23 protein-coding genes are annotated in these 25,518 nt (G+C 76.5%); 16 read left to right on the top strand and 7 right to left on the bottom strand.

What is annotated here, in order from left to right:
• The 10 genes from ACI79Z_RS13720 to ACI79Z_RS13675 form a co-directional block, all read left to right on the top strand.
• The coding region (locus ACI79Z_RS13720; RefSeq protein ID WP_456902939.1) for a methyl-accepting chemotaxis protein at positions 1 to 410 on the top strand (410 nt) is incomplete at its 5' end.
• A 205-nt stretch (positions 411 to 615) separates the two neighbouring features.
• On the top strand, positions 616 to 2,955 hold the full coding sequence (locus ACI79Z_RS13715; protein WP_456902938.1) for a chemotaxis protein CheA: 2,340 nt from the start codon (positions 616 to 618) through the stop codon (positions 2,953 to 2,955).
• Between the two features lies 1 nt (position 2,956).
• Positions 2,957 to 3,403 carry a chemotaxis protein CheW gene (locus ACI79Z_RS13710; RefSeq protein ID WP_387991897.1) on the top strand — a complete coding sequence of 149 codons (447 nt, stop codon included), beginning with the start codon at positions 2,957 to 2,959 and terminating at the stop codon, positions 3,401 to 3,403.
• Between the two features lie 157 nt (positions 3,404 to 3,560).
• The gene (locus tag ACI79Z_RS13705; protein WP_456902937.1) at positions 3,561 to 4,454 is read left to right on the top strand and encodes a hypothetical protein; all 894 of its coding nucleotides are present in this window, start codon (positions 3,561 to 3,563) and stop codon (positions 4,452 to 4,454) included.
• Positions 4,455 to 4,852: 398 nt separating this feature from the next.
• Positions 4,853 to 5,974, top strand: a complete 1,122-nt coding sequence (locus ACI79Z_RS13700; protein WP_387991891.1) for a protein-glutamate methylesterase/protein-glutamine glutaminase — start codon at positions 4,853 to 4,855, stop codon at positions 5,972 to 5,974.
• A complete protein-coding gene (locus ACI79Z_RS13695; RefSeq protein WP_387991888.1) occupies positions 5,971 to 6,795 on the top strand; it encodes a CheR family methyltransferase in 825 nt (274 codons plus the stop codon). The genes ACI79Z_RS13700 and ACI79Z_RS13695 overlap by 4 nt, the downstream gene beginning before the upstream one ends.
• Positions 6,792 to 7,181, top strand: coding sequence for a response regulator (locus ACI79Z_RS13690; protein WP_456902936.1), 390 nt, complete (start codon positions 6,792 to 6,794; stop codon positions 7,179 to 7,181). The genes ACI79Z_RS13695 and ACI79Z_RS13690 overlap by 4 nt, the downstream gene beginning before the upstream one ends.
• Positions 7,178 to 7,696 (top strand): chemotaxis protein CheX, encoded by a 519-nt coding sequence (locus tag ACI79Z_RS13685; RefSeq protein ID WP_456902935.1) that lies wholly within the window; start codon positions 7,178 to 7,180, stop codon positions 7,694 to 7,696. The genes ACI79Z_RS13690 and ACI79Z_RS13685 overlap by 4 nt, the downstream gene beginning before the upstream one ends.
• Entirely contained in the window at positions 7,693 to 8,055 is a 363-nt protein-coding gene (locus ACI79Z_RS13680) for a response regulator (protein WP_387991880.1), read from the top strand. The genes ACI79Z_RS13685 and ACI79Z_RS13680 overlap by 4 nt, the downstream gene beginning before the upstream one ends.
• Positions 8,052 to 8,546, top strand: a complete 495-nt coding sequence (locus tag ACI79Z_RS13675) for a hypothetical protein (RefSeq protein ID WP_456902934.1) — start codon at positions 8,052 to 8,054, stop codon at positions 8,544 to 8,546. Before ACI79Z_RS13680 ends, ACI79Z_RS13675 begins: the two co-directional genes overlap by 4 nt.
• A gap of 104 nt (positions 8,547 to 8,650) precedes the next feature.
• On the opposite strand, the gene ACI79Z_RS13670 is transcribed toward ACI79Z_RS13675, so the two are convergent.
• Together ACI79Z_RS13670 and ACI79Z_RS13665 are read right to left on the bottom strand one after the other, a co-directional pair.
• A complete protein-coding gene (locus tag ACI79Z_RS13670) occupies positions 8,651 to 9,106 on the bottom strand; it encodes an ATP-binding protein (protein ID WP_387991874.1) in 456 nt (151 codons plus the stop codon).
• Between the two features lie 113 nt (positions 9,107 to 9,219).
• Complete coding sequence (locus tag ACI79Z_RS13665) at positions 9,220 to 10,902, bottom strand: SpoIIE family protein phosphatase (protein WP_456902933.1); 1,683 nt, start codon at positions 10,900 to 10,902, stop codon at positions 9,220 to 9,222.
• A 171-nt stretch (positions 10,903 to 11,073) separates the two neighbouring features.
• Here ACI79Z_RS13665 and ACI79Z_RS13660 point away from each other — a divergent pair, with 171 nt between their 5' ends.
• Positions 11,074 to 12,846: a SpoIIE family protein phosphatase gene (locus ACI79Z_RS13660; RefSeq protein ID WP_456902932.1), complete on the top strand. Its 1,773-nt coding sequence runs from the start codon at positions 11,074 to 11,076 to the stop codon at positions 12,844 to 12,846.
• Here the strand turns inward: ACI79Z_RS13660 and ACI79Z_RS13655 are convergent, their stop codons facing one another.
• Both ACI79Z_RS13655 and ACI79Z_RS13650 read right to left on the bottom strand, forming a co-directional pair.
• Positions 12,847 to 13,770: an alpha/beta fold hydrolase gene (locus ACI79Z_RS13655; protein WP_456902931.1), complete on the bottom strand. Its 924-nt coding sequence runs from the start codon at positions 13,768 to 13,770 to the stop codon at positions 12,847 to 12,849.
• Between the two features lie 17 nt (positions 13,771 to 13,787).
• Entirely contained in the window at positions 13,788 to 14,555 is a 768-nt protein-coding gene (locus tag ACI79Z_RS13650) for a ZIP family metal transporter (RefSeq protein ID WP_456902930.1), read from the bottom strand.
• 137 nt (positions 14,556 to 14,692) lie between these two features.
• Between ACI79Z_RS13650 and ACI79Z_RS13645 the strand changes: the two genes are divergently transcribed.
• A complete protein-coding gene (locus ACI79Z_RS13645; RefSeq protein WP_456902928.1) occupies positions 14,693 to 15,568 on the top strand; it encodes an alpha/beta fold hydrolase in 876 nt (291 codons plus the stop codon).
• Here ACI79Z_RS13645 and ACI79Z_RS13640 read toward each other — a convergent pair.
• Positions 15,522 to 16,709 (bottom strand): AAA family ATPase, encoded by a 1,188-nt coding sequence (locus ACI79Z_RS13640; protein WP_387991856.1) that lies wholly within the window; start codon positions 16,707 to 16,709, stop codon positions 15,522 to 15,524. The genes ACI79Z_RS13645 and ACI79Z_RS13640 overlap by 47 nt on opposite strands.
• Before the next feature lie 54 nt (positions 16,710 to 16,763).
• Complete coding sequence (locus ACI79Z_RS13635; protein ID WP_387991853.1) at positions 16,764 to 17,363, bottom strand: TetR/AcrR family transcriptional regulator; 600 nt, start codon at positions 17,361 to 17,363, stop codon at positions 16,764 to 16,766.
• 72 nt (positions 17,364 to 17,435) lie between these two features.
• On the opposite strand from ACI79Z_RS13635, the gene ACI79Z_RS13630 reads away from it, so the two are divergent.
• Together ACI79Z_RS13630 and ACI79Z_RS13625 are read left to right on the top strand one after the other, a co-directional pair.
• On the top strand, positions 17,436 to 18,152 hold the full coding sequence (locus tag ACI79Z_RS13630; RefSeq protein WP_456902927.1) for a GAP family protein: 717 nt from the start codon (positions 17,436 to 17,438) through the stop codon (positions 18,150 to 18,152).
• A 54-nt stretch (positions 18,153 to 18,206) separates the two neighbouring features.
• Positions 18,207 to 18,590, top strand: coding sequence for a nuclear transport factor 2 family protein (locus ACI79Z_RS13625; protein WP_387991847.1), 384 nt, complete (start codon positions 18,207 to 18,209; stop codon positions 18,588 to 18,590).
• A 7-nt stretch (positions 18,591 to 18,597) separates the two neighbouring features.
• On the opposite strand, the gene ACI79Z_RS13620 is transcribed toward ACI79Z_RS13625, so the two are convergent.
• Positions 18,598 to 19,548 (bottom strand): chemotaxis protein CheB, encoded by a 951-nt coding sequence (locus tag ACI79Z_RS13620; protein WP_456902926.1) that lies wholly within the window; start codon positions 19,546 to 19,548, stop codon positions 18,598 to 18,600.
• 148 nt (positions 19,549 to 19,696) lie between these two features.
• Between ACI79Z_RS13620 and ACI79Z_RS13615 the strand changes: the two genes are divergently transcribed.
• Both ACI79Z_RS13615 and ACI79Z_RS13610 read left to right on the top strand, forming a co-directional pair.
• Positions 19,697 to 20,062, top strand: a complete 366-nt coding sequence (locus ACI79Z_RS13615) for a phage holin family protein (RefSeq protein WP_387991841.1) — start codon at positions 19,697 to 19,699, stop codon at positions 20,060 to 20,062.
• Between the two features lie 365 nt (positions 20,063 to 20,427).
• Positions 20,428 to 25,332, top strand: coding sequence for an NAD-glutamate dehydrogenase (locus ACI79Z_RS13610; RefSeq protein ID WP_456902925.1), 4,905 nt, complete (start codon positions 20,428 to 20,430; stop codon positions 25,330 to 25,332).
• The last annotated feature ends 186 nt before the right edge of the window (positions 25,333 to 25,518 follow it).

Below are 25,518 nucleotides of genomic sequence, written 5' to 3'. Positions count from 1 at the left end.
CCGGGGAGGCCGGCAAGGGCTTCGCGGTGGTGGCCAACGAGGTCAAGGAGCTGGCGCAGGAGACGGCGAAGGCGACCGAGGACATCGCCCGCCGGGTGCAGGCCATCCAGGGCGACACCACCGCCGCGGTGGCCGCGATCGGGGAGATCTCCCAGATCGTCGCGCAGATCTCCGACCGGCAGACCACCATCGCCTCCGCGGTGGAGGAGCAGACCGCGACCACCAACGAGATGAGCCGGTCGGTGTCCGAGGCGGCGCAGGGCTCGGGGCAGATCGCGGACAACATCTCCGGGGTCTCGGCCGCGGCGGACTCCACCACCCAGGCGCTGACCCAGACGCGCACCGCCGTCGACGAGCTCTCCCGCATGGCCGCCGACCTGCGCACCAGCGTCGCCCGCTTCACGTACTGAGAGGGCCGCCCCTGCCCCCACCGCCCGCACGCCCGCGGCGGGGCCCGGCAGGGGGGCCACCTCCCGCGGCCGGCCTCCGGGGCCGGCCGCGGGAGGCGCCCCGACACCCCCGCGGCCGCCCGGCGCTCACCTTGAGTCCGACGGCGGGCCGCCGAAGACCATCCGGGGACGGATCCGTCCCCTGCACGCGAGAGAGAAGGCAACGGTGGACGGTCTGGACGACATCGTCGAGGAGTTCCTCGTCGAGAGCCACGAGAACCTCGACCAGCTCGACACGGACCTGGTCGCCCTCGAGCAGGAGCCCGACTCCCGCGAGCGGCTCTCGAGCATCTTCCGCACCATCCACACGATCAAGGGCACCAGCGGCTTCCTCGCCTTCGGCCGGCTCGAGGAGGTCACCCACGTCGGGGAGAACATGCTCTCCCGGCTGCGGGACGGCGTCCTCGCGCTGACCCCCGAGCGCACCAGCGTGCTGCTGCGGATGGTCGACACCGTCCGCTCGCTGCTCGCCTCCATCGAGGCCACCGGCGGCGAGGGCGGCGTGGACGTCTCCGCCGTCGTCGCCGAGATCAGTGCGGCCATGGAGGACTCCCCCGCCCCTGCGCCCGTCGCCGTCGCCGGGGCGCCCGCCGAGGTCGCCCCGGAGATCGCCCCGGAGATCGCTCCGGAGGCCGCCGCGGAGGTCGTCGCGGCCGCCGAGGCCGTGGTCGAGGCGGCCGCCGAGACGGAGCCCGAGCCCGTCCACGACGAGGTGCACGACGAGCACCACGACGAGGTGCACGACGACCACGCCGACGGCGGCCTGCCGGCCGGGGCCGCCCGCCCCGAGGGCCAGGGTGCTCAGCAGCGCCGCGCCGTCGCCGACTCGACCATCCGCGTCGACGTCGACCTGCTCGACTCGCTGATGCTGCTGGTCGGCGAGCTGGTGCTGACCCGCAACCAGATCGTCCAGTACGTGGGCCGCTCCACCGACACCGACCTGGTGCGCGCCTCGCAGCGGCTCAACCTCATCGCCAGCGAGCTGCAGGAGGGCGTCATGAAGACGCGCATGCAGCCGATCGACCACATCTGGTCCAAGCTGCCGCGCGTCGTCCGCGACCTCGGCATCCAGTGCGGCAAGAGCGTCCGCCTGGAGATGGAGGGCCGGGACACCGAGCTGGACAAGACGCTGCTCGAGGCGGTCAAGGACCCGCTGACCCACCTGGTCCGCAACTCCGTCGACCACGGCATCGAGGCCCCCGACCGCCGCCGCGCCGCCGGCAAGCCCGCCGAGGGCGTGCTCACCCTGCGCGCCAAGCACGAGAGCGGGCAGGTCGTCGTCGAGGTCGCCGACGACGGCGCCGGCATCGACCCGGTCAGGGTCGGTGCCAAGGCCGTCGAGCGCGGCCTCGTCACCGCCGACCAGCTGGCGCGGATGAGCCCGGCCGACGTCTTCCAGCTCATCTTCCTGCCGGGCTTCTCCACGGCCGCCGCGGTCACCAACGTCTCCGGCCGCGGCGTCGGCATGGACGTCGTCAAGACCAACATCGAGGCCATCGGCGGCACGATCGAGGTCGAGTCCGAGCCCGGCCGCGGCACCGTCTGCCGGCTGCGCATCCCGCTGACCCTGGCGATCGTCCCGGCGCTGACCGTGGAGTGCGCCGGCGACCGCTACGCCATCCCGCAGATCAGCCTGCAGGAGCTGGTCAGCCTCGACGCCGAGAAGGCGGCCAACGCCGTCGAGGAGGTCGGCGGCGCACCGGTCTACCGGCTGCGCGGCGAGCTGCTCCCCCTCGTCCGGCTCACCGACGTCCTCGGCCTCGCTTCTGACCGGCACGACGGCCACGTCGTCATCGCGGTCCTGCGGTCGGAGGGCCGGCGCTTCGGCCTCGTCGTCGACCGGGTCATCAACACCGAGGAGATCGTGGTCAAGGCCGTCGGCGGCCAGCTCAAGGCGATCGGCCTCTACTCCGGCGCGACCGTCCTCGGCGACGGCGCGGTGGCGCTCATCCTCGACGTCCAGGCCCTGGCCCGCCGCGCGCTGCGCACCGAGAGCAGCGAGCGGCAGGAGGCCCGCGGGGCGGCCGCCGCCGGCACCGGCGGCGGGGAGACCGAGCGCCAGCGCATGCTGCTGGCCGCGATCGGCGAGGGGCGCCGCGTGGCGATCCCGCTGGACACCGTCACCCGCCTCGAGCAGGTGCGCGCCGAGGCCGTCGAGCGGGTCGGCAACCGGGAGGTCGTGCAGTACCGGGGCGCGATCCTGCCGATCGTCCGGCTCGACCGGCACCTGGGCGCCTACGGCACGAGCGAGCGCGAGGTGCTCGAGGTCATCGTCTACAGCGACCACGGCCGCAGCGTCGCGATCGTCGTCGAGGAGATCCTCGACATCGTCGACGGCGGCGCCGCCGTCCGCAGCGACATCGACGACATGGGCCTGCTCGGCTCCGCCGTCCTCGGCGACAAGGTGACCGAGCTGCTCGACGTCCGCGCCGCGATCCTCGCGGCCGACCCGGCGTTCTACGCCACCGACGACCACTCCCCCGCGTCCGCTCTGCTGGAGGTCTGACGTGACCATCGAGACCGCCACCCGCGCCACCAGCGGGCAGCTGGCCACCTTCCGGCTCGACGGCGACCTGTACGGCGTCGAGGTGGAGCACGTGCAGGAGGTGCTGCGCAGCCAGAAGCTGACCCGGGTGCCGCTGGCCCCGCCGGCCGTCGCCGGGCTGATCAACCTGCGCGGCCAGGTGGTCACCGCCATCGAGCTGCGCGAGCGGCTGGGCCGCCCGCCGCGGCCGGCCGGCACCGACGCCGTCGTCATCGTGGTGCGGCTGCACGGCGAGGCGGTGAGCCTGCTGGTCGACTCGATCGCCGACGTCGTCGACGTCGACGCGGCCGACTTCGAGGCCCCGCCGGACACCCTCGACGGGCAGGCCCGGGAGCTCATCCGCGGCGCCTACAAGCTCGACGGGCAGCTGCTCCTGGCGCTCGACGTGCAGAAGGCGGTCGGCGCGTGACACAGCGTCACTGACGCCTCACCCGACCGGTTCCGACACGCGGCCGTCACCCCTCGCCCCTCCGGCGATCGGGTGACGGCCGCGTGGCGTTGCGGGGTGATCACCGCGAGCATGGGCTGACCGCCTGCTCGACGGCGGTGCCGTCGGAGGGGGAGACGTGCCGTACTCGCTGGTCAGTGCCGCGACGCTCGGGTTCGACCTGGTGCGGCTGCCCGCCGGCCGCGCCGTCGCCGACGTGCTGCTCACCGGGCTCACCGCCGGCCCCGCCGAGCTCACCGCGATCGCCGATGGTGCCCGCTCCCGCGGCGCCGACCGCGACCAGCGCACCGTCCTGGCCGTCCGCGCCCGCCGCGCCCGCGAGCTCGCCGCCGCGGTGCCCCAGCTGCGCTCCGTGTCCCCGGAGCCGGGGGAGGACCGCGCCGCCGTCCTGGTCGCCCAGCTCGAGCGCGGCACCATCGGCAACGCCGCGGCCCTGGAGCGGCTGCTGCGCGAGGACGTCCTCGGCCCCGAGCACGGTGCGTTCACCCAGGCCGACGACGACGTCCGCGAGCAGGCCGCCGAGGTCCTCGCCGACGCCGCGGTGGGGGAGTGGGCCGAAGACGTGCTGCCGCGGCTCGTGCACCGCGAGCTGGTGGCGCCGTTCCACGCCGCCGTCCCGGACGCCGGCACCCGCGGCGCGGACGCCGACCTCGGCCCGGCCACGCCCGAGCTGAGCTCGCTGCTGGCCACCTTCGCCGGCCTGGACGCCCGCGGCCGCGAGCGCTGGCGGGCCGCCGTCGACGAGGGTCGCGCCACCCGGCGCCCGTGGGCGGCCGCCATGCACGAGGCCGCGTGGGCCGCGCACGTCTCCGGCCGCACCCGGACGCTCGCCACCGCCCAGCTGCTCGCCGTCCGCGCGTTCGCCGACGGCGGCCTCGACGCCCACGACGGCGCCACGGGCTCGTGGAACGCCCTCGCGGGCGTCGTCCAGGCGCTGACGATGGGCGACCTGCTCGACGCGAGCGCCCTGGGCGTGCTGCTCGCCCCCTGGCACCGCGCCACCGGCCGCTGAGCCGCGCGGGCGCCCGACCGCCCGCCGCCTCCCGGTCGAGAATCGAGTCGTCGCCGCCGGCACGGGGTGACACGCCGCCGGGAGCGGCGACGAGCCGAGGGTCGACCCGCCGATCCCCGGGACCGCGCAGGTCGGGCGCGCGCCGGCTGCTCCCCGCCACCGGCACGCGGGTCGACAAGTCCCCGCGGGGCCCGTGGTCACCGCCCACCCCGTAACGGTTGCGCTGCCCGCGTCAACCCGGCGGGTGGGACGGCCGACAACTCCTGGGACAGGCGATGCGGGTGGGACGCCCGAGGACGTTCCGGAACAGCCCGGAGCTGACCTTGAGGCCCCCCGCCGCGCTGCCGAGACCCCGACGACGGCCCCCGCCGGCCGTCGTCGCCGGAGCAGGAGGACGTGTGGACCCGATCCGCGTGCTGGTGGTCGACGACTCGGTCGTCGTCCGCAAGATCGTGACCGACGTGCTGTCCTCCGACCCCGCCATCGAGGTCGTCGGCACGGCGGTCAACGGCAGGCTCGCGCTCGTCAAGCTGGACGCGCTCAAGCCCGACCTGGTCACGATGGACATCGAGATGCCGGAGATGAACGGCATCGAGGCGGTCCGCGCCATCCGGGCCCGCCGCGACCGGGTGCCGATCGTCATGTTCAGCACGCTCACCGAGCGCGGCGCCGCGGCGACCCTCGACGCCCTCTCCGCCGGCGCCAACGACTACGTCACCAAGCCGGCCAACGTCGGCAGCGTCGCGCAGTCGATGGAGAGCGTCCGCGAGCAGCTCATCCCGAAGATCAAGGCCCTCACCGGGCGCCCGGTCGGCCTCGGCGCGGCCCGCCCCGTGGCGGCCCCCGTCGCGCCCCGCCCGCCGGCGCCGCGCAGCGCGCCGCACAAGGCGCCCGCGGTGCTGGTCATCGGCTCCTCCACCGGCGGCCCCGAGGCGCTGGCCCGGGTCCTCCCCGCGCTGCCGGCCGCCCTCCCGGTGCCGGTCCTGCTCGTGCAGCACATGCCGCCGGTCTTCACCCGCCAGTTCGCCCAGCGGCTGGACCGCCTCTCCGCGCTGCGCGTCGTCGAGGCCGCCGACGGCTCGCCGCTGCTGCCCGGCACCGTCCACCTGGCCCCCGGCGACCACCACCTCACCGTGCGCGGCACCGGCCGCGGCGCGACGACGGTCCTGTCGCAGGGCCCGCCGGAGAACTTCTGCCGGCCCGCCGTCGACCCGCTGTTCCGGAGCGCGGTGACCGCCTACGACGGCGCCGTCCTCGCCGTGGTGCTCACCGGCATGGGCTCCGACGGCCGCAGCGGCGCGGGTGCCGTCCGCGACGCCGGCGGCACCGTCGTCGTCCAGGACCAGGCCACCTCGGTCGTGTGGGGCATGCCCGGCGCCGTCGCCTCCGCCGGCCTCGCCGACGAGGTCCTCCCACTCGACCGCGTCGCCGAGGCGATCACCCGCCACCTCGGCCGCGCCGTCCCCGGCATCCCGCCGCAGCCCGCCCCCCTGATCCACGCGACGGGAGCACCACGATGACCCTCACCGCCACCCGCTTCGACTGGGTGCGCCAGCTGGTGCACCGGGAGAGCGCGATCGTCCTCGCGCCGGGCAAGGAGTACCTCGTCGAGGCCCGCCTGCTGCCCCTGGCCCGCAGGATGGGGCTGACCGACGTCGACGCGTTCGTCGACTCCGTCCGCAGCCGCCCCCGCCCGGACGACACCCGCTCCATCGTCGAGGCGCTGACCACCAACGAGACCTCGTGGTTCCGCGACGGCGACCCGTTCACCGCCCTGACCTCGACCGTGCTGCCCTCGCTGCTGTCCGCCCGCGGTCCCGCCGAGCGGCTGCAGATCTGGTCGGCCGCCTGCTCCAGCGGCCAGGAGCCCTACACGGTCGCGATGCTGCTCGAGGACGCGCTGCCCAACGCCTCGGCGCGGGTCTCGATCACGGCCACCGACATCTCCCGCGAGATGGTGGAGCGCACCCGGGCCGGCCGGTTCAGCCAGCTCGAGGTGAACCGCGGCCTGCCCGCGCCGATGCTGGTCCGCCACTTCCAGCGGGCCGGCAGCGAGTGGGAGGTCGCCCCGGGCCTGCGCCGCATGGTCACCGCCCGGGAGTGCAACCTGGCCGCCCCGCTGCCGCGGATGGGCCCGTTCGACGTCGTCTACCTGCGCAACGTGCTCATCTACTTCGACCTGCCCACCAAGCAGGCGATCCTCCGCCGGGTGCGGGAGCTCATGCGCCCCGACGGCTGGCTGTTCCTCGGTGCCGCCGAGACCACCCTCGGCGTCGACGACTCCTGGAGCCGGGTCGTGCTCGGCCGCAGCTCCGCCTACCGCCCGCTGAAGGGGGCATGACCGTGCGTGCTCTGGTGATCGACGACTCCCGCGCCATGCGGCGCATCGTGACCGGGACCCTCGAGGGGTTCGGCTACGAGACCCGGCAGGCCGGCCACGGCCAGGAGGCGCTCGACGTCCTCCACGAGGGCTGGGTGCCCGACCTCTGCACGATCGACTGGAACATGCCGGTGATGGACGGCCTGCAGTTCGTCAACGCCGTCCGCGCCAACCCGGCCTGGCGCGCGGTGACGCTGATGATGGTCACCTCCGAGAGCGAGCACGGCCAGATCGTGCGCGCGCTGGCCGCCGGCGCCCACGAGTACGTCATCAAGCCGTTCACCGCCGACGCCATCCGCGACAAGCTCGCGCTGCTCGGCCTGCTCCCGCAGGAGGTCTCGCTGTGATCCGTCCGGACACCGGGCTGCGCCGCCGCGCGTCCGACCGCCCGCCGGCGGTCCGCGAGCTGATCGACGAGGCGACGGTCCAGGAGATCACCGAGCAGGCGTGGTGCGCGCTCGTCGGCGAGGACGAGGTGCTCGTCCCGCTGCCGGCGCCGCTGCCCGCGGACACGCGCAGCGCCTGGGTCGAGATCGTCGGCCCGTGGACCGGCGCCGTCGTGCTCACCTGCGGCCGGGGGACGGCGCAGGAGCTGACCCGGGCCCTGCTCCGCGAGCACGCCCCCGCCGCGCTCGAGGAGGAGGACGTCGACGACGCGCTGGGCGAGCTCGCCAACGTCGTCGGCGGGAACGTCAAGGCCGTCCTCCCCGGCCCGTCGGTGCTCGGCCTGCCCGAGACCGGCGACACCCCGCCTGCCGGCCGCGAGGCCGACACCTGCCGCGTCGCCGTCCTGTGGCGCGGTGAGCCCCTGACCGTCTCCGTGCAGTCGCACGCCGAGGAAGAGAACGAGGTGCCCCTGTGAAGATCCTGGTCGCCGACGACAGCCGCGTCATGCGGCAGATCGTCATCCGCACCCTGCGGCAGGCCGGCTACGACGACCACGACATCGTCGAGGCCGAGGACGGCCGCGACGCCTACGACAAGGTGCAGAGCGAGAGCCCGGACCTGGTCCTGTCGGACTGGAACATGCCCAACATGAGCGGCCTGGAGTGCCTGCAGGCGCTGCGCGGCTCGGGCTCGACCGTCCCGTTCGGCTTCGTGACCTCGGAGGGGTCGGCGGAGATGCGGGAGAAGGCCGCCGACGCCGGCGCGCTGTTCCTCATCGCCAAGCCGTTCACCGCGGACACCTTCACCGAGCACCTCGACGGGGTGCTCGCGTGACCGCGCCGCTGACCGTCGTCGTGCCCGACGCCAAGGCCGTCAAGGACATGCTGTCCGGCCTCGTCGGCAAGCCCGTCGCGGTGACGCCGGGCGCCCCGGTGACGCCGACCGAGAAGGACCCCGTCTCGGTGGCCGTCTACGTCAGCCCGACCATGGCCGTCAACGCGCTGTGCGTCATGGACCTGCCGCTGTCGGCCTGGACCGGCGGCGCGCTGGCCCTGCTGCCCCCCGGCGGGGTCCAGGACGTCGTCGAGGAGGACGGGGAGCTCACCGCGATGCTCACCGAGGCCCTGCACGAGGTCGTCAACGTCCTGTCGGCGCTGTTCAACGTGCCCGGTGCCCCGCACTCGAAGCTCTACCAGCTGTACGCGCCGGGCGACGACCTGCCGGGCGACGTCGCCGGCATGCTCGCCGCCTTCAACCGGCTCGACCTCGCCGTCGAGGTCCCCGGCTACGGCAAGGGCCGGCTGTCGCTGGTGGTCCCCTCCTGACCGACGGGCGCTCCCGGCCGGGACCCGGCCGGGAGCGCCCGCACCAGCCGCCCCGGGGCGGCGCAGGGACCGCCCTCCCCGCCGCCCCGGGCGCGCCCGCGTCCTCAGGAGGCGGTGGCCGCGCACTCCTCGAAGGTCGTCGGCAGGCAGGCCCACACGTGCTTGCAGCCGTCGTCGACGTACCAGCCGTGGGCCACCGACAGCCGGGCCACCAGGTAGAGACCCAGCCCGCCCTGCGCGGGGTCCCGGCCGACCGCGGGCGCCGGCATGGTGTCGGGGTCGCGGTCGCTCACGTCGAGCAGCCAGCCGCCGGAGCCGGCCACCACGGTCGCGACGACCGGCGAGACGCCGTGCCGCAGCGCGTTGGAGGCTAGCTCGTCGAAGGCCAGGATCATCCGGTCGGTGGCCGGGTCGTCGTCCCGCGGGAAGCCGACGCTGCTGAGGTGGTCGCGGAGGCCGGCCCGTGCGGCGGGCAGCTCGGCGAGGCCCCTCAGGTCCCGGCGCCACAGCTCGCCGCGCCCGTCGGGCAGCGGGCGCAGCGGCCAGGTCAGTCGGCCCATGACCTCTTCTCCGTCGTCGTCCTGTTGCTCGGACGATGACTCGGTGCCCAGCCGGCCGGCGGCCCAACCCTGCCGGCGCCCACCTGCCTCCGCGGGGTGAGCCGGATCTCGGCTCAGCCCGCCCCGACGCGCACCGCGAGCAGCGCGACGTCGTCCTCGGGCGGGCCGGGCACCAGGCGGGCGAGCAGCTCGTCGCACAGCTGCGGCAGCGACCGGCCGGCGAGCCCGGCCAGCACGTCGTGCAGGCGGGCGGTGTCCGCGTCGAGCGTGCTGCCGCGCCGCTCCACCAGCCCGTCGGTGTGCAGCAGCACCGTCGTCCCCGGGACCAGGGCGACCGCCGACTCGCGCCGCTCGGCCGTCGCGTCCACGCCCAGCGCCAGGTCGCCGATCGGGTCGCCGTGGTCGAGCGCGACGACCCGGCCGCCGGGCAGCAGCAGCACCGGGGGCGGGTGCCCGGCGTTGGCCCACCGCAGCCGCCGGCCGCCGTCCTCCAGCCGGGCGACCGCGGCCGTGGCCAGCGTCTCCGGGTGCATGTCCGCCATGGCCTCGTCCAGGCCGTGCAGCACCTCCGCGGGACCGGCGCCGCGGGCGTGCGCGATCCCCCGCAGCAGGCCGCGCAGCTGGCCCATCGTCGCCGCGGCCGCGGTGTCGTGGCCGACGACGTCGCCGATCGCCACGACCGGGTCGCCGGTGGGGGAGGAGAAGGCGTCGTACCAGTCCCCGCCCACCCGGGCCGCCTCGGCCGCCGGCAGGTACCGCACGGCGACCTCCAGTCCGGGGAACGACGGCGGGTCGGTGAGCAGGCTGCGCTGCAGCGCCTCGGCCAGCTGGATCTGCCGGCTCTGCCGCCCGACCCGGTCCACCGCGCGGCCGGCCTGCACCGCGACCGCCCGTGCGGTGGCGAGGTCGGCCTCACCCAGCGTGCGGCCGGCGTCGAGGTAGAGGGTGAGCACGCCGACGGTCCGCGACTCGGCGGGCAGGGGGAGGACCACCACCGACTCCGCGCGCAGGCCGCGCAGCATCTCGCGCGCGTCCTCGTCGGTCATGTCCTCCAGGACGTCGGCGACGCAGGTGGTCAGCGGCGTGCCCGCGCGCAGTGCCTGCGCCACGGGGGAGGACGGCGACATGCGCTCCAGCCGCACCCGGGTGTAGCGGGCCAGCAGCTCGCGGCGCTCGGGGTCGGCGTGCCAGGAGCCGACGTCGCGGGCGCGGCCCTCCCGGTCGACGACGGTGACCACGCAGCCGTCGGTCAGCACCGGCACCACCAGCCGCGCCAGCCGGCCCAGCGCCGAGACGCCGTCGAGCGCGCCGGAGAGCTCCCCGCTGACCCGCACCAGCAGGGTCGCGCGGGCCGCGGCGCGGTCGGCCTGCTCCTGCACCGCGCGCCGGGCGGTGACGTCGGTGACCGTCACCGCGAGCCCCTCGGGCCCGGGCAGGGCCCGCACCTCGTACCAGCCGTCCCCGGCGGCGACGGTCACCGGCTCGCCGGTGGCGGCGGCCTCGGAGCAGGCCTGGGCCAGGACGTGGCCGGTGGCGCCGGGCACGCCGTCGTCCAGCGGCCGGCCGGTCAGCCCGGCGGCGGTGCCGCCCAGCAGCCGCGCTGCGGCGGCGTTGAGCCAGGTCAGCCGGCCGGCCGGGTCGAGCGCCAGGACGGCGGCCGGCAGGCGGTCCGCCAGGGCGGCGAGGGCCGCGGGGTCGGGCAGCCGGCAGGCGAGGGGCACGGTCGCCCGGTGCTGCGCGTCCTGCCGCCACCCCGCTCCCGGACCGGCGGGCGGGGCCGGCAGCGGATCGGCCATGCCCGCACCTCCTCGCCGGCCGTCCGCACCGGCGGACGGGTGCCGGACGCCACGGGCCGGCCCCGATCGTTCCGCGCCCGGGCCGCGCTGCCAACGGGTCCGCGCCGGACCGTTCCCCACGACGAGGGACCGCAGGCGGGCCGGCCGCCGGGGATGGGGCAGCATGGCCCCATGACCCCGGACGGCGCCGCTCCGCCGCCCCGTGACCTGCTCGTCCAGGCCGTGGAGGGCATGGACCGGCCGCTGTTCGTCCTCGACGACGACTGGCGGTTCCGCTACGTCAACCCGGCCGGGGCCGCGGTCCTCGAGCGCACCGTCGCGGGGCTGCAGGGCCGGGGCATCTGGGAGGAGTTCCCGGAGGCGGTCGGGGGACCGTTCGAGGAGCTGTACCGGCACGTCCGCGAGACCGGCGAGTCCGGCACCACCGAGGCGTTCTTCCCCCCGCTGGGGCGGTGGTTCCGCGCCGACGCGTTCCTCACCGGGGCCGGCCTGGTGGTCACCTACGACGACGTCACGCAGCGCCGGCGCACCGAGGAGGAGCGCGCCGCGGCCGTCGCGGCCCGCGAGTCCGCCGCCGCGGAGGCGGCCGCGGCCGCGGCGCGGGCCGAGGTGTCGGCCCGCCACCTGGTGCTGCTCGGCGACATCAGCCAGGCGATGACGTCGACCACCGACGTCGACGAGGCCGTCGCCCGGTTCGCGGACCTGGTCGTGCCCCTGCTGGCCGACTGGTGCCTGGTCAGCGTCGTCGACCCCGACGGCACCCGCCGCGACGTCGGCCGCGCGCACAGCGACCCGGCGATGGTGCCGGCGATGCACCGCTACGCCGACCTGCGGGTGCGCAGCAACCGGCCCAACGCCCCGGTGCCCACGGCGCTGGCCAGCGGGCGGCCGGTGGTCCTCCCGCAGGTCACCGACGACGACGTCCGGGTGATGGTCGCCGACGAGGCCAGCCGCGAGGCGCTGGCGCCGCTGCGGGTGTCCGCCGTCGCCACCTTCCCGCTGCTCGCCCGCGGCGAGGTGTTCGGCGCGTTCACGCTGGTCAACGGGCCCGAGCGGGGCCCGCACACCGACGCCGAGCTGCGCACCGCCGAGATCGCCTCCCGGCGGGCCGCGCTGGCCCTGGACAACGCCCGGCTGGCCAGCGCCGCCCAGCAGGTGGCCGAGCGGATGCAGCACAGTCTGCTGTCCCCGCCGGTGCAGCCCGACCACCTCGAGCTCGCCGTCCGCTACCGGCCCGCCACCCGCGGGGTGTCCATCGGCGGTGACTGGTACGACGCGTTCCTGCAGCCCGACGGCGACACCGTGCTGGTGATCGGCGACGTCATGGGCCACGACATCGAGGCCGCCGCGGCCATGGGGCAGGTCAAGACGCTGGTCCGCGCCATCGCCTTCGACCGGCTGGAGGAGCCCGCAGGGGTGCTGCGGCGGGTCGACCACGCCCTGGTCGGCCTCGCCGTGCCCGCGATGGCCACCGCGCTGGTGTGCCGGGTCGAGCAGACCCCGGCCGAGGCGGCCGTGGGACTGCGCCGGCTGCGCTGGGCCACGGCCGGCCACCCCGAGCCGATGCTGCTGCTGCCCGACGGGACCGTCCGCGACCTCTCCGCGCCGGTCGGCCCGCCGCTGGGCATCGGCTGGCGCGGCCCCCGCGCCGACGGGCACGACGTCATCCCGGCGGACAGCACGCTGCTGCTGTTCACCGACGGGCTGTTCGAGCGGCGTGGCGTGCCGCTCGACGAGAGCCGCGAGGAGCTCCGCCGGCTGGTCGAGGCCGCGGCCGGCTCGTCGCTGGCCGACCTGTGCGACGGGCTGCTGGCCAGCATGCTCGGCGACGGCGCCGAGGACGACGTCGCGGTGCTCGCCGTCCGGGCGCACCCGGTGGGCGGGGAGCGCCCGGCCGAGGCCGGGCCCGAGGTGCTGCCCCCGCTGCTCGGCCACCCCGCCTGATCAGGTCCGGGCGGCGGCCGCCCGGACCTCGTCCGCGATCGCCGCGACGCCCTCCTCGGCCCACAGCACCGAGTAGTGGTTGGTGCCGGGCACCTCGCGCGCGGTGATGCCGGCCGGCTCCAGCCCGAGCGAGGCCAGGCGCACCTCGTCGTAGAGGCCGGGCGTCTGGTCGAGCAGGCCGCGCGTGGCCCACAGCAGGGTGGCGGGCACCGGCAGGGCGGTGGTGGCCTCCAGCACGCGCTCGTTGAGCAGCACGTCCCCGCCGTCGACGCGGACCGCCTCGGGCACGCAGGCGCTGCGCAGCGGCGGCCCGCCGGGGGCGAGGTCGCGGGCGAGGTAGGCGGCCACCGAGGGCACGTCCACCCACGGGCCCACGGCGGGGTGCCGCGCCCAGAACGCGCGCACGGCGGCGACGTCGGGGAACGACGTCGACAGCCGGTCCAGCGACGGGCCCAGGACGGCGGAGAGCATCGCGTCGACGTCGGCGCCCGGGGGCTGGGCGAGGGCCAGCCCGCCGTCGACCAGGACCAGCCCGTGCACCTCGTCGCGGGCCGGGCCGGCCGCGGCCATCGCGGCCACGAACGCACCCATCGAGTGGCCGACGACCACCGTGGCGTCGGCTCCGGCGTCGTCGTCGGCGCCGAACCGGTCGAGCAGGGTGGCGACGTCCCGGGCGTGCCGCTCCAGGCCGTAGGGGCCGGGCAGCCCGGCCGAGCCGGCCCGCCCGCGCAGGTCGGGGGCGACGACCTCGAACTCGCCGGCCAGCGCGGCCGCCACGCGCGCCCAGGCCATCGCGTTGGCGGTGATGCCGTGGACCAGCACGGCGATGGGGGAGCCGGGGGCGTCGGCGGCCCAGTGCAGGGCGGACAGCTCGCCGCCGTCGACGGGGACGCTGATCTGGACGGGGTCGCGTGCCTCTGCCACGGGCCCACCCTGCCCGCTCACGCGCCGAGCCGCTCGATCGCGAAGGCGACGAGGAACCCCGCGGTGGTGATCAGGCCGGTCCAGGTGCGGGTCCGCTCGAAGGCCTCCGGGATCATCGTGTCGGCGATCATCGTGAGGATGGCGCCGGCCGCGACGGCGGTGATGACGGCGATGGCCTCGGGCGGGGCGCTGCCCAGGGCGGCGTACCCGACCAGCGCGGCCAGGCCGCTGGCCACCGCGATGCCGCCCCAGACCCCGAAGACGTAGCCGGCCGACCGTCCGCCGGCCTTCATGCCGGCGGCACTGGACAGGCCCTCGGGCACGTTGGAGATGACGACCGCCGCCAGGACCGGCGCGCTCACCGCGCCACCGCCGAGCAGGCCGAGCCCCAGGACGACCGACTCCGGGACGCCGTCGAGCAGCGCGCCGACGGCGATCGCCGCGCCGCTGCCGCCCTGCTCGCCCTCCGACGGCTGCTGCTCGCTCCCCGCCCCGCCCGACCGCTTGCGGTGCCGGGCGCCGCGCCGGGCCAGCGCCGCGTTCGCGGCGAGGTAGGCGACCGCGCCGCCGAGGAAGCCGATCGCGGTGGGACCCAGCCCGCCGGTGTCGGCGGCCTCCTCCACCAGGTCGAAGGCGACGGCGGAGATGAGCACCCCCGAGCCGAACGCCATGACCGAGGCGATCACCGCCTGCGGCACCCGCACGAACCAGGCGACCAGCGCCCCGAGCACCAGGGCGGCGCCGCCCAGCAGACCCCACAGACCGGCTTCGACGACGTCGGGCACGGGACGCTCCTGCCCCCGGTTGCGCGCAGCAACCGTCCGGGCGGCAGAAACGGCCGCCCCTGCCGCATCCGACCGGCCCGCGGGGAGGGCTGCGCCCCTACCGTGGCCGTGCGGGGGGACGGCTCCGGGGAGGCCCCGTGTCCGGGACGACGCAGACCCTCCGCCCGCGCACCGTGACCCTCCCGGGCGGGCTGCGGCTGGAGACCGTGGAGCAGGGGGACCCCGGCGGGCCGGTCGTCGTCCTCGTCCACGGCTGGCCCGACTCCTGGTTCTCCTGGAGCCGCGTCCTCGCGCACCTGGACCCGCGGCTGCACGTCGTCGCCTACAGCCAGCGCGGGTTCGGCGGGTCCGACCACCCGCGGGCCGGCTACGCGGTGGACCGGCTCGCCGAGGACCTGGTGGCCCTGTGCGAGGTGCTCGGGATCGGGCGCGCGCACCTGGTGGGCCACTCCCACGGCAGCTTCGTGGTGCGGCGGGTGGCGGAGGAGCACCCCGGGCTGGTCGACCGGATGGTGCTCGTCGACTCGGCCGACCGGGTGGGCGGGCGGCTGGCCGCGGAGGTGCGGGCGGCGATCGCCGACCTGCCCGACGACGTCCCCGAGGGCTTCGTGCGGGAGTTCGCCGCGAGCGCGGTGTACCGGCCGGTGGAGCCGGCGTTCTTCGACGCACTGGTCGCGGAGGGCCGCCGGGCGCCGGGGTGGGTCTACCGGGACGCCTGGGAGGAGATGGTGGCCGTCGACGACCGCGACCGGCTCGGGGCCGTGACCGCGCCGACGCTGCTGGTGTGGGGCGACCGGGACGCGCTGTTCGACCGCGGGCAGCAGGACCGGCTCCTGGCCGCGCTCCCCGACGCCCGGCTGCGCATCCACGAGGGCACCGGCCACTGCCCGAACTGGGAGTGCCCGCGGGCCCTCGCCGCCGACCTGGACGCCTTCCTCCTGCCAGGCCGACGCGACACCCGGGCCGCTAGTCCGGGTGTCGCAGGAGGTAGCGGCCGAAGTGGGGGACGGTGAAGGCGATCTGCCCCCGCTCGGCGGAGTAGACCAGCCCCTTCTTGATCAGCGAGTCGCGCGCCGGCGACAGCGACGCCGGCTTGCGGCCCAGCGTCGCGGCCACCTCCGACGTCGCCACCGGGGCGCCGGCCGGACCCCCGAGCTCGGCCATCGCGTGCATGTACTCGCGCTCGGCCGGGGTGGCGCGGTCGTACCGGGAGCCGAAGAACCCGACCGCCAGCTCGGCCTCGGCGACCGGCGCGGCCATCGCGACGTCGTCGGCGGTGATGGGGGAGGCCGCCGCGACGTCCCAGGTGACCTTGCCGTAGGCCTGCACGAAGTACGGGTAGCCGTCGGCGGCCGCGTAGAGGGCGTCGAGGGCGGCCGGCTCGAAGGTGACCTCCTCGCGCTCGGCGGGCGCCAGCAGCGCGCGGTCGGCGGCGGGCCGGTCCAGCCGGTCGATGCGCAGGTAGCGGAACAGGCGCTCGGAGTAGCTCTTCGACGCCGACAGCACCGCCGGCAGGTGCGGGAGGCCGGCGCCGACGACGATCAGCGGCGCGCCCTGCTGCGACAGCTCGTGGCAGGCCGCGCAGATGGCCGAGACGTCGGGGGCCTGCACGTCCTGCATCTCGTCGATGAACAGCGCGACGCCCCTGCCGACGTCCGCGGCCAGCCCGGCGGCGTCGCTGAGCAGCTCGACCAGGTCGATCTCCATGTCGCCGGAGTCGGCCCGGCCGGTGGTGGCGGGCACGTCGATGCCCGGCTGCCAGCGGTCCCGCAGCTTCGCGTCGGACGGGGCCAGCCGCTGGGCGAAGGCCTTCAGCGTCCCGAGGACGGCGTCCATCGACTCCTGGTCGGGGTGGCGCAGCTCGCGCAGGGCCATGTGCAGCGCCGAGGAGACCGGCCGGCGCAGCGACTGGTCCGGTCGCGCCTCGATCTTGCCGGTGCCCCAGCCGCGGCCGATCGCCGCCGACCGCAGCTGGTTGAGCAGCACCGTCTTGCCCACGCCGCGCAGCCCGGTGAGCACCAGCGACCGCTCGGGCCGGCCGCGGGCGATCCGCTCCAGGACGACGTCGAAGGCCGACAGCTCGTCGTCGCGGCCGGCGAGCTCCGGCGGGCGCTGCCCCGCGCCGGGGGCGTAGGGGTTCCGGACGGGGTCCACGTCGAGCACCGTATGGCCCCGTCTAGCCCCCGCCGTAGAGATCAGTAGAACGGGCTAGGGCGTGTCGCCCAGCGAGCGCAGGTGCGCCGCGAGCACCTCCCGGGCCCGGTCCGGCGGGAGCGTGGACGGCCGGGTCACGGCGTGCACGGCCAGGCCGTCGAGGACCGCGTACAGCCGCTCGGCCTCCAGGTCGGGGTCCAGGTCGGGGCGGGCCTCCCCGGCCGCGACCAGGGCCTGCACGGCGTGGGCGCAGAAGGCGCGCAGGTCGGCGGCCGACCGGTCGCGCAGCTCGGCCAGGCGGGGGTCGACCAGGGCGCGCGCGGTGAGCGCCAGCCAGACCTCCGTCTCGGCGCGCCGTTCCTCGTCGAGGGGGAGGGTCTCCTCCAGCACCCGCAGCAGGCTCGGCACCAGGGGCCCGCCGGCGGCCGCGACCGCCTCCGCCCGTTCCCGGGCGCGCTCGATCACGAGGGTCATCGCGAAGTGCAGGAGCTCGTCCTGGGTGGCGAACCAGTGCCGCAGCGAGCCCGTCGACGTGCCGGCCTCCCGGGCGACGTTGCGCACCGAGGCGCCCGAGACGCCGTCGCGCCGGATGACCCGCCAGACGGCCTCGGCCAGCTGCCTCCGGCGCACGGTGGCGTCGACGGTCCTGGGCACGGCCTCGTTCTAGCACGACTGTGCTACGTTGGCAGAACAGCACAGGTGTGCTGCCAAGACACCGGAGGAGCCGTGGACGTCGCCCTGTTGCTGCCACTGGCCGGCCTGGCCCTGGTGGACAGCACCAGCGTCGGCACGCTCGTCCTCCCGCTGTGGCTGCTGCTGGCCCCCGGCCGGGTCCGGGTGGCCAGGGTGCTGCTCTTCCTCGGCACGGTGGCCGGCGCGTACCTGCTGCTCGGGATCGCGCTCGTCCTCGGTGCCGGGGTGCTGCTGGAACCGCTCGGCGCAGCCCTGGAGAGCACGGCCGGCCGCGTCGCCGAACTCGCCGTGGGGGCCGTCCTGGTCCTGCTCGGGCTGACCGTGGAGCCGTGGACGCGGGAGGGCAAGGAGCGGCGGCGCGCTGCGCGGGCGGCCCGGGGACCGGGGCGGCTGGGCCGGTGGCGCGACCGGGCCCGGGGCGACGGCCCGCCCGGAGCGGTCGTCGTCCTCGCCGTCACCGCGGTGGGGATCGAGGCGGCCTCGATGCTGCCCTACCTCGCCGCGATCGCCCTGCTCGTGACGTCGGCACCGGGTCCGGCGGCGACGCTGGCCCTGCTCGCGGGCTACTGCCTGCTCATGGTCCTGCCGGCGCTGGTCCTGCTGGCCCTCCGCACGGCGCTGCACGACCGGCTCACGCCCGTCCTGGCCCGGATCGAGGGCCGGCTGTCGCGCACCTCGGGTGAGGTGGTGGCCTGGGTGCTGTTCCTGCTCGGCCTCTACCTGGTCGCCGACGCCCTGCCGCTCACCTGACGACGTCGGCCGGGGGCTGGACGTCCGGCACCTGCGCGGGCCAGGGTCGGGCACATGGGGACCCACACGGAGACCGAGGTGCAGACCGAGCTCCTCGCCCTGGAGCGGCGGGGCTGGGACGCCCTGTGCGACGCGACCGGCGGGGACTTCTACGGCGAGGTGATGGCCGACGACGGCCTGATGGTGCTCGCGGACGGGACGGTGATGGACCGCGCCGCCGTCGTCGCCGCCCTGGGCGCCTCCCCGCCGTGGCTGCGCTACGAACTGGGCGACGTCCGGCTGGTGCGCGCCGGCGCGGACGCGGCGGCGCTGGTCTACACCGGCCGGGCCTGGCGGCACGAGCAGGAGCCGCCGTTCACCGGGGCGATGAGCAGCCTCTACGTCCGCGACGGCGACCGCTGGCGGCTCGCGCTCTACACGCAGACGCCCGCGCGCTGACCGCCGGTCAGCCGCCGCCGGCCTCGCCGCGGACCTGGGCGGCCCGCGTCTCGGCCCGCTCGGCCGCGCGCAGGTGCTCGTCCCTGCCGCCGGTGCCGAGCTCGGCCAGCCGGCGGTGCACCGACGCGATCTCCAGCAGCTTCGACGCGGCGTTGTAGACCGCGCTCTCGACGGCCTGGCGCTGCGCCTCGAGCAGGCTCTGCGCCGACCACGAGTGGCCGACGTGACAGGTCCAGCTCACCGACCCGTCGGCGGCGTTCTCGAACATGCCGCCCTGGCACTCGGGGCAGCCGAGGGCCGCGGGGACACCCAGGTCGGTCTCGGCTGTCGGTCCGCCGGCCATCTGCGGACTCCTCTCGTCGGACGGGGCGCCGGCGGTGGGCGCCGGGGGAGCAGGGCTGCCGACCAGCTCGGTGACCAGCGGCCCCAGCTCGGCGGCGGGGGCCGCGCGGGCCCGGCGCACGACGGCCAGCGCCGCCCGGGGCATGGCGGACACCCGCGCCTCACGGGGGTCCTGCACCAGCACGCGGCCGTCCTGCGCCGCGACGGCGGCCGCCCCGAGGGCGCCGTCGTCGAGCGCGCCGGACAGGACGACGGCGACCACGCCGGCGCCGTGGGACAGCGCGGCGCTGCGGAACAGCACGTCGACGGCCGGCCGCTGCCGGTTGACCCGCGGCCCCCGGGTGAGGTGCACCCGGCCGTCGCGCACGACCAGGTGCCGGTCGGGCGGTGCGACGACGACCTGCCCCGGCACCAGGGCCCCGCCCTCCGTGGGGTGCCGCACGGGCAGCGGTCCGGCCCGGGACAGCAGCTCCGGCAGCCGGCTCTCACCGGTGGGGGACAGGTGCAGGACGACGGCGACGGCGGCCGGCAGGTCGGCGGGCAACGCCGCCAGCAGCTGCCGCAGGGGGTCCACGCCCCCCGCGGACGCACCCACGACCACCAGCCGGTCCACCACGGCGCACCCCCTCACCGTCCGCAGTGCCCACACGGACGCGCCCGCACGCACGTCGAGGCCGCTCTACGGCTCTCTAGCGCGGACGCCAGAGAGCGGTAGAGGCGTGCAGGACCAGGGGACTGCCAGGTCCGGCCACTAGCGTGGACGCGTGATCAGGTTCGCGCTCAAGGTCGTCGTCATGGCCCTGGCCTTCTACGGCCTCACGCGGCTGCTGCCGGGCATCCAGATCGACGGCAACGAGAACGGGGCGCTCGGCGTCAGCGGCACCTTCCTCTGGGTGGCGCTGCTGTTCGCCGTCGTCAACGCGGTGGTCGGGCCGATCCTGCGGTTCCTGTCCTTCCCGGCGATCCTGCTGAGCCTCGGCCTGTTCCTCCTGGTCGTGAACGCCGCGCTGCTCGGCCTCACCGCCGCGCTGTCGGACCGGCTCTCGGTCGACGGCTTCGGCACCGCGATCCTGGGCGGGCTCGTCCTCGCCGTCGTCGGCTGGGCCGCCGACCAGCTCCTGGACCGCTAGACGAAGGACCCCGCTGCCCCCCACCGCTCGCAGGCTCGCGGCGGGCCCCTGCAGCGGGGCCGTTCCAGCACGTCACCTGGCTCGCGGCGGGCCCCTGCAGCGGGGCCGTTCCAGCACGTCACCCGGCTCGCGGCGGGCCCCTGCAGCGGGGCCGTTCCAGCACGTCACCCGGCTCGCGGCGGGCCCCTGCAGCGGGGCCGTTCCAGCACGTCACCCGGCTCGCGGCGGGCTCCTGCAGCGGGGCCGTTCCAGCACGTCACCCGGCTCGCGGCGGGCTCCTGCAGCGGGGCCGTTCCAGCACGTCACCCCGCCGGGTGGCCGCGTCGCGCTGACGAGGTGGCACGGGCGGGTTAGCGTCGCCGGACATGAGCACCACCGGCGTGGACACCGTCGTCCCCGACCGACCGGAGGACGACGTCCCGCCGGGACTGGTCGCCCTCGAGGCCGCCAACGAGGAGAAGCGGGCCCTGCTCGCCGAGGCCGCGCGCGCCGCCGCCGACGACGCCGACGGCGGGCCCGACCTGCCCGCCGGGTGCGGCACCGCGGACCTCCCGGCCCTGCTGCAGCGCTACTACTGGAGCGAGCCGGCCGCCGAGGTCCTCGGGCACGACCCGGCCGACCTCGCCGGGCTGGCCCTGCGCCACCTCCGGCTGGCCGGCGTCCGGGCGCAGGGCGCGGCCACCGTCGTCGTCGAGCGGCTGGGCGACGGGCGCGGGCTGCTGCTCGTCGTCACCGACGACATGCCCTTCCTCGTCGACTCGGTGACCGCCGAGGTGGTCCGGCAGGGCGTGGGGCTGCAGCACGTCGTGCACCCCGTGGTCGTGGTCCGGCGGGACGTCTCCGGCGTGCTGCGGGCCTTCTGCGACAGCCCCGGCACGGCCGTGGCCCGCTGCGGCCCCGACGCGCTGGCCGAGTCGTGGATGGCCGCCGTCCTGGACGGCCCGCTCGACGACGAGGCCGCCGGTGACCTGGTCGCCGGGCTGCGCACCGTGCTCGCCGACGTCCGCGCCGTCGACGAGGACGCCCCGCGCACCGCCGCCCGCGCGCTGGAGCTGGCCACCCGGCTGGAGGAGCGCGGCAGCGCCGACACCGCCGACCCGGCCGACGACCCCGCCGAGGCCGCGGCCCTGCTGCGCTGGCTGGCCGACGGCAACTTCGTGTTCCTCGGCGCCCGCGAGGTCGAGGTCGGGACCGCCGTGCGCGCCGTCCCCGGCACCGGCCTGGGCGTCCTGCGCAGCGACACCGGGACCGCGCTGCCGGAGGCCGCCGGCCCGCTGGGCCCGGCGCTGCTGACGGTCACCAAGGCCGACATCCGCTCGACGGTGCACCGCCGCGCCTGGCTGGACCTGGTCGCGGTGACCGAGCCCGCCGACGGCGACCGCCCCGCCCGCCAGCACCGGCTGGTCGGGCTGTTGCCCTCCGCGGCCGCGGCGGCCAACGTCCGCGACGTGCCGCTGGTGCGCCGCCGCGTCGCCGAGGTGGTCGAGGGCTCCGGCGTGCCGGCCGACAGCCACACCGGCAAGACGCTGGTCGACGTCCTGGACACCCTGCCGCGCGACGAGCTGTTCCAGGCGTCGGCCGCCGAGCTGCTGCCGGTGGCGCTGGCCGTGCTCTACCTGCAGGAGCGCCGGCAGACCCGGCTGTTCCTCCGCCTCGACCCCTACGGCCGGTTCTGGTCCGCGCTGGTCTACCTGCCGCGCGACCGCTACACGACCGAGGTCCGCCTGGCGATGCAGCGGCTGCTGCTGTCCCGCCTGGGCGGCCGGGACATCGAGTTCACCGCCCGCTCCACCGAGTCGGTGCTGGCCCGGCTGCACTTCGTCGTCCGGCTGCCGGTGGGCCGGGGCGGGACGCCGGCGCTGCCCGACGTCGACGCGGAGGCGCTGCAGCAGGAGCTCGCGGCCGTCGCCCGCAGCTGGACCGACGACCTGTCCGACGCCCTGGCCGAGCGGTACGGCCCGGACGGCGACCAGGTCCTCGCCCGCATCGCCGACGCCTTCCCGGCCGCCTACCAGGAGGACTTCCCGGCGGCGACGGCCGTCGAGGACCTCGCCCGCCTCGACGCGCTGCCGCCCGGCGAGCTCGGCCTGCGGCTGCGCCGACCGCGCGGTGCCGACGCCACCGAGCCGCGGCTGACCGTCTACCGGGTGGGGGAGCGGCTGCTGCTGTCCGACGTGCTGCCGGTGCTGCAGCACATGGGCGTCGACGTCGTCGACGAGCGGCCCTACGAGATCGACCGGATCGGCGCCCCACCGGCCTGGATCTACGACTTCGGGCTGACCGCCCCCGGCGGGGAGCTGCCCTTCCCCGGCTCGCTGCCCGAGCGGTTCACCGAGGCGGTCGCCGCGGTGTGGCGCGGCGACGCCGAGGACGACGGCCTGGGCGCGCTGGTGCTCCTGGCCGGGCTCAACTGGCGGCAGGTGACGGTCGTGCGCGCCTACGTGCAGTGGCTGCGCCAGGCCGGGCTGCCCTTCGGCCAGCGGTACGTGGAGACGACGCTGGCCGCCCACCCCGACGTCGTCGCGCGGCTGGTGGCGCTGTTCGAGACCCGGTTCTCGCCCGGGCGCGAGGCCGGCCGGGCCACCCGCCAGGAGGCGCTGGCCGCGTCGCTGCGCGAGGCCATCGGCCGGGTCGACACCCTCGACGCCGACCGCGTGCTCACCAGCCTGCTGGCCGCCGTCCTCGCCACCCAGCGCACCACCTACTACGCGGGCGGGCCGCTGGCGATCAAGCTCGACTGCCGGACGGTCCCCGACCTGCCCGAGCCGCGCCCGGCCCGCGAGGTGTTCGTCAGCTCCCCGCGGGTGATGGGCGTGCACCTGCGGTTCGGCGCGGTGGCCCGCGGCGGGCTGCGCTGGTCCGACCGCCGCGAGGACCTGCGCACCGAGGTCCTCGGCCTGGTCAAGGCGCAGATGGTGAAGAACACCGTCATCGTGCCCACCGGCGCCAAGGGCGGCTTCGTCGTCCGCAACCCCCCACCGGAGGGCGCCTCCCGCGAGGAGGTCCTGGCCGAGGGCCAGGCCTGCTACCGGCTGTTCATCGGCGCGCTGCTGTCGCTCACCGACGACCTGGTGGGCGGGAAGGTCGTGCCCCCGGAGCGGGTGGTCCGCCACGACGGCGACGACGCCTACCTCGTCGTCGCCGCGGACAAGGGGACGGCGACCTTCTCCGACATCGCCAACGCCGTCGCGCTCGAGCGCGGGTTCTGGCTCGGCGACGCCTTCGCCTCCGGCGGCTCGGTCGGCTACGACCACAAGGCCATGGGCATCACCGCCCGCGGCGCGTGGGAGTCGGTGACCCGCCACTTCCGCGAGCTCGGCGTCGACGTGCAGAGCCAGGAGTTCACCGTCGTCGGCATCGGCGACATGAGCGGCGACGTCTTCGGCAACGGGATGCTGCTGTCCGAGCACATCCGGCTGGTGGCCGCCTTCGACCACCGCCACGTGTTCGTCGACCCCACCCCCGACGCCGCGACGTCCTACGCCGAGCGCCGGCGGCTGTTCGACCTGCCCCGCTCGTCGTGGGCCGACTACGACCCCGCGCTGATCAGCGCGGGCGGCGGCGTGTGGCCGCGGACGGCCAAGGCGATCCCGGTCAGCGAGCCGATGCGGGCCGCGCTCGGCCTCGACGCCGACGTCGACACGCTCTCCCCGGTGGAGCTCGTCCGCGCGGTGCTGCTGGCCCCGGTGGACCTGCTGTTCAACGGCGGCATCGGCACCTACGTCAAGGCCGCCACCGAGAGCCACCTCGACGTCGGCGACAAGGCCAACGACGCCGTCCGGGTCGACGGCCACCGGCTGCGCGTGCGCGTGGTGGGGGAGGGCGGCAACCTCGGCCTCACCCAGCGCGGGCGGGTGGAGTACGCGCTGGCCGGCGGCCGGGTGAACACCGACGCCATCGACAACTCCGCGGGCGTGGACACCTCCGACCACGAGGTGAACATCAAGATTGCGCTCAACGAGGTGGTGGAGGCCGGCGTGCTCGACGCCGACGGCCGCGCCGCGCTGCTGGCCGACATGACCGAGGAGGTCGCGGCGGCCGTCCTCACCGACAACCACGCGCAGAACGCCGCGCTCGCCGTCGAGGTGACCTCCGCGCGCAGCCTGCTCGACGCGCACGAGCGGTTCATCCGGGCGCTGGAGCGGTCGGGGCGGCTGGTCCGCGCGGTCGAGGCGCTGCCCGACGACCGGGCGCTCGCCCAGCGGCGCCGCGACGGGCACGCGCTGACCAGCCCCGAGCTGTCGGTGCTGCTGGCCTACGCCAAGCTCGAGGCGGGCGACGCCGTCCTCGGCTCCGACCTGCCCGACGACCCCGCCCTGGCCCGGCTGCTGCGCGAGTACTTCCCGGCCCCGCTGCGCGAGCGGTTCCCCGACGCGGTCGAGGCCCACCCGCTGCGCCGGGAGATCACCGCCACCGCGCTGACCAACCGGGCGGTCAACACCGCCGGCGTGACCGGGCTGTTCCGGCTGGCCGAGGAGAGCGGGCTCGACCTCGCCGCCGTCGTCCGGGCGCACGCGGTGGCCCGCGCGGTGTTCGACGTCGACCGGCTGTGGGACGCCGTCCGGCCGCTGGACAACCGGGTGCCCGCGCCGGTGCAGGTGGAGCTGCGCACCGAGGCGACCCGGCTGGCCGAGCGGGCGGCGCGGTGGCTGCTGCGGCTGCCCGAGATCGGCGCGCACCCCGCGGCGGGGATCGCCGCCCTCACCGAGCGGTTCGCCGGCCCCGTGGCGGCGGTGCGGGCCGGCCTGCCGGGCTGGCTGCTGGGCCACGAGGCCGCCGCCTACGCCGAGCGGGCGCGGCGGCTGCAGGCCGCGGGCGTGCCGGCCGGGCTGGCGGGCGAGCTGGCGGCCGCGCCGCTGCTGCCGACGGCCCTCGACCTGGCCGTCGTCGCCGAGCGCACCGGCGCGCCGATCGAGCTGGCCGGGCGGGTCACCGAGGAGCTGGCCGAGCGGCTGGCGCTGGTGCCGCTGCGGGAGCTCGTGACGGCGCTGCCCCGGGACCGGCGCTGGCCGTCGATGGCCCGCGCGGCGCTGCGCGACGACCTGGCCGCCGAGCAGGCCGAGCTCGCCGTCGAGGTGCTGGCCGGGCGGGGGAGCGGGAACGACGCCTCCCCCGATGCCACGACCCTGGTCGCGGGCTGGGTGGAGGGCTGGGACCCCGCCCAGCGGCGGGCCGCGGCCCAGCTCGCGGACATCGCCGCCGGCGACCGGCACGACCTGCCCGAGCTGCTGGTCGCCGTCCGGACCCTGCGGGGCCTGCGCCGCCGCTGACCACCGGAGCCGCCACCGGGCGCCGGCTGGGAGGCGGCTGTGCGGTCGCTGTGAGGGGTCGGTCCGTCACGGTCCGACCGGACCGGCCGCGACCCGGAACGCCGGTGGTGCGTCGCCTGCGCGAGTGACCCGGGTCACGTCCCACGGTGGGGCGTCCCCCGGGCGGTGCGACCGGTCGCCGGGGGC

Source organism: Geodermatophilus sp. SYSU D00663 (assembly GCF_054050655.1).
The sequence above is the reverse complement of the archived record's forward strand: the minus strand, read 5'-3'. Positions and strand labels throughout refer to the sequence as shown.

Bases quoted from the DNA above. Each gene is read 5' to 3' on its own strand.
- ACI79Z_RS13610 (WP_456902925.1), top strand. From the start codon at position 20,428: ATGAGCACCACCGGCGTGGACACCGTCGTCCCCGACCGACCGGAGGAC.
- ACI79Z_RS13665 (WP_456902933.1), bottom strand. From the start codon at position 10,902: ATGGCCGATCCGCTGCCGGCCCCGCCCGCCGGTCCGGGAGCGGGGTGG.
- ACI79Z_RS13625 (WP_387991847.1), top strand. From the start codon at position 18,207: ATGGGGACCCACACGGAGACCGAGGTGCAGACCGAGCTCCTCGCCCTG.
- ACI79Z_RS13670 (WP_387991874.1), bottom strand. From the start codon at position 9,106: ATGGGCCGACTGACCTGGCCGCTGCGCCCGCTGCCCGACGGGCGCGGC.
- ACI79Z_RS13660 (WP_456902932.1), top strand. From the start codon at position 11,074: ATGACCCCGGACGGCGCCGCTCCGCCGCCCCGTGACCTGCTCGTCCAG.
- ACI79Z_RS13695 (WP_387991888.1), top strand. From the start codon at position 5,971: ATGACCCTCACCGCCACCCGCTTCGACTGGGTGCGCCAGCTGGTGCAC.
- ACI79Z_RS13690 (WP_456902936.1), top strand. From the start codon at position 6,792: ATGACCGTGCGTGCTCTGGTGATCGACGACTCCCGCGCCATGCGGCGC.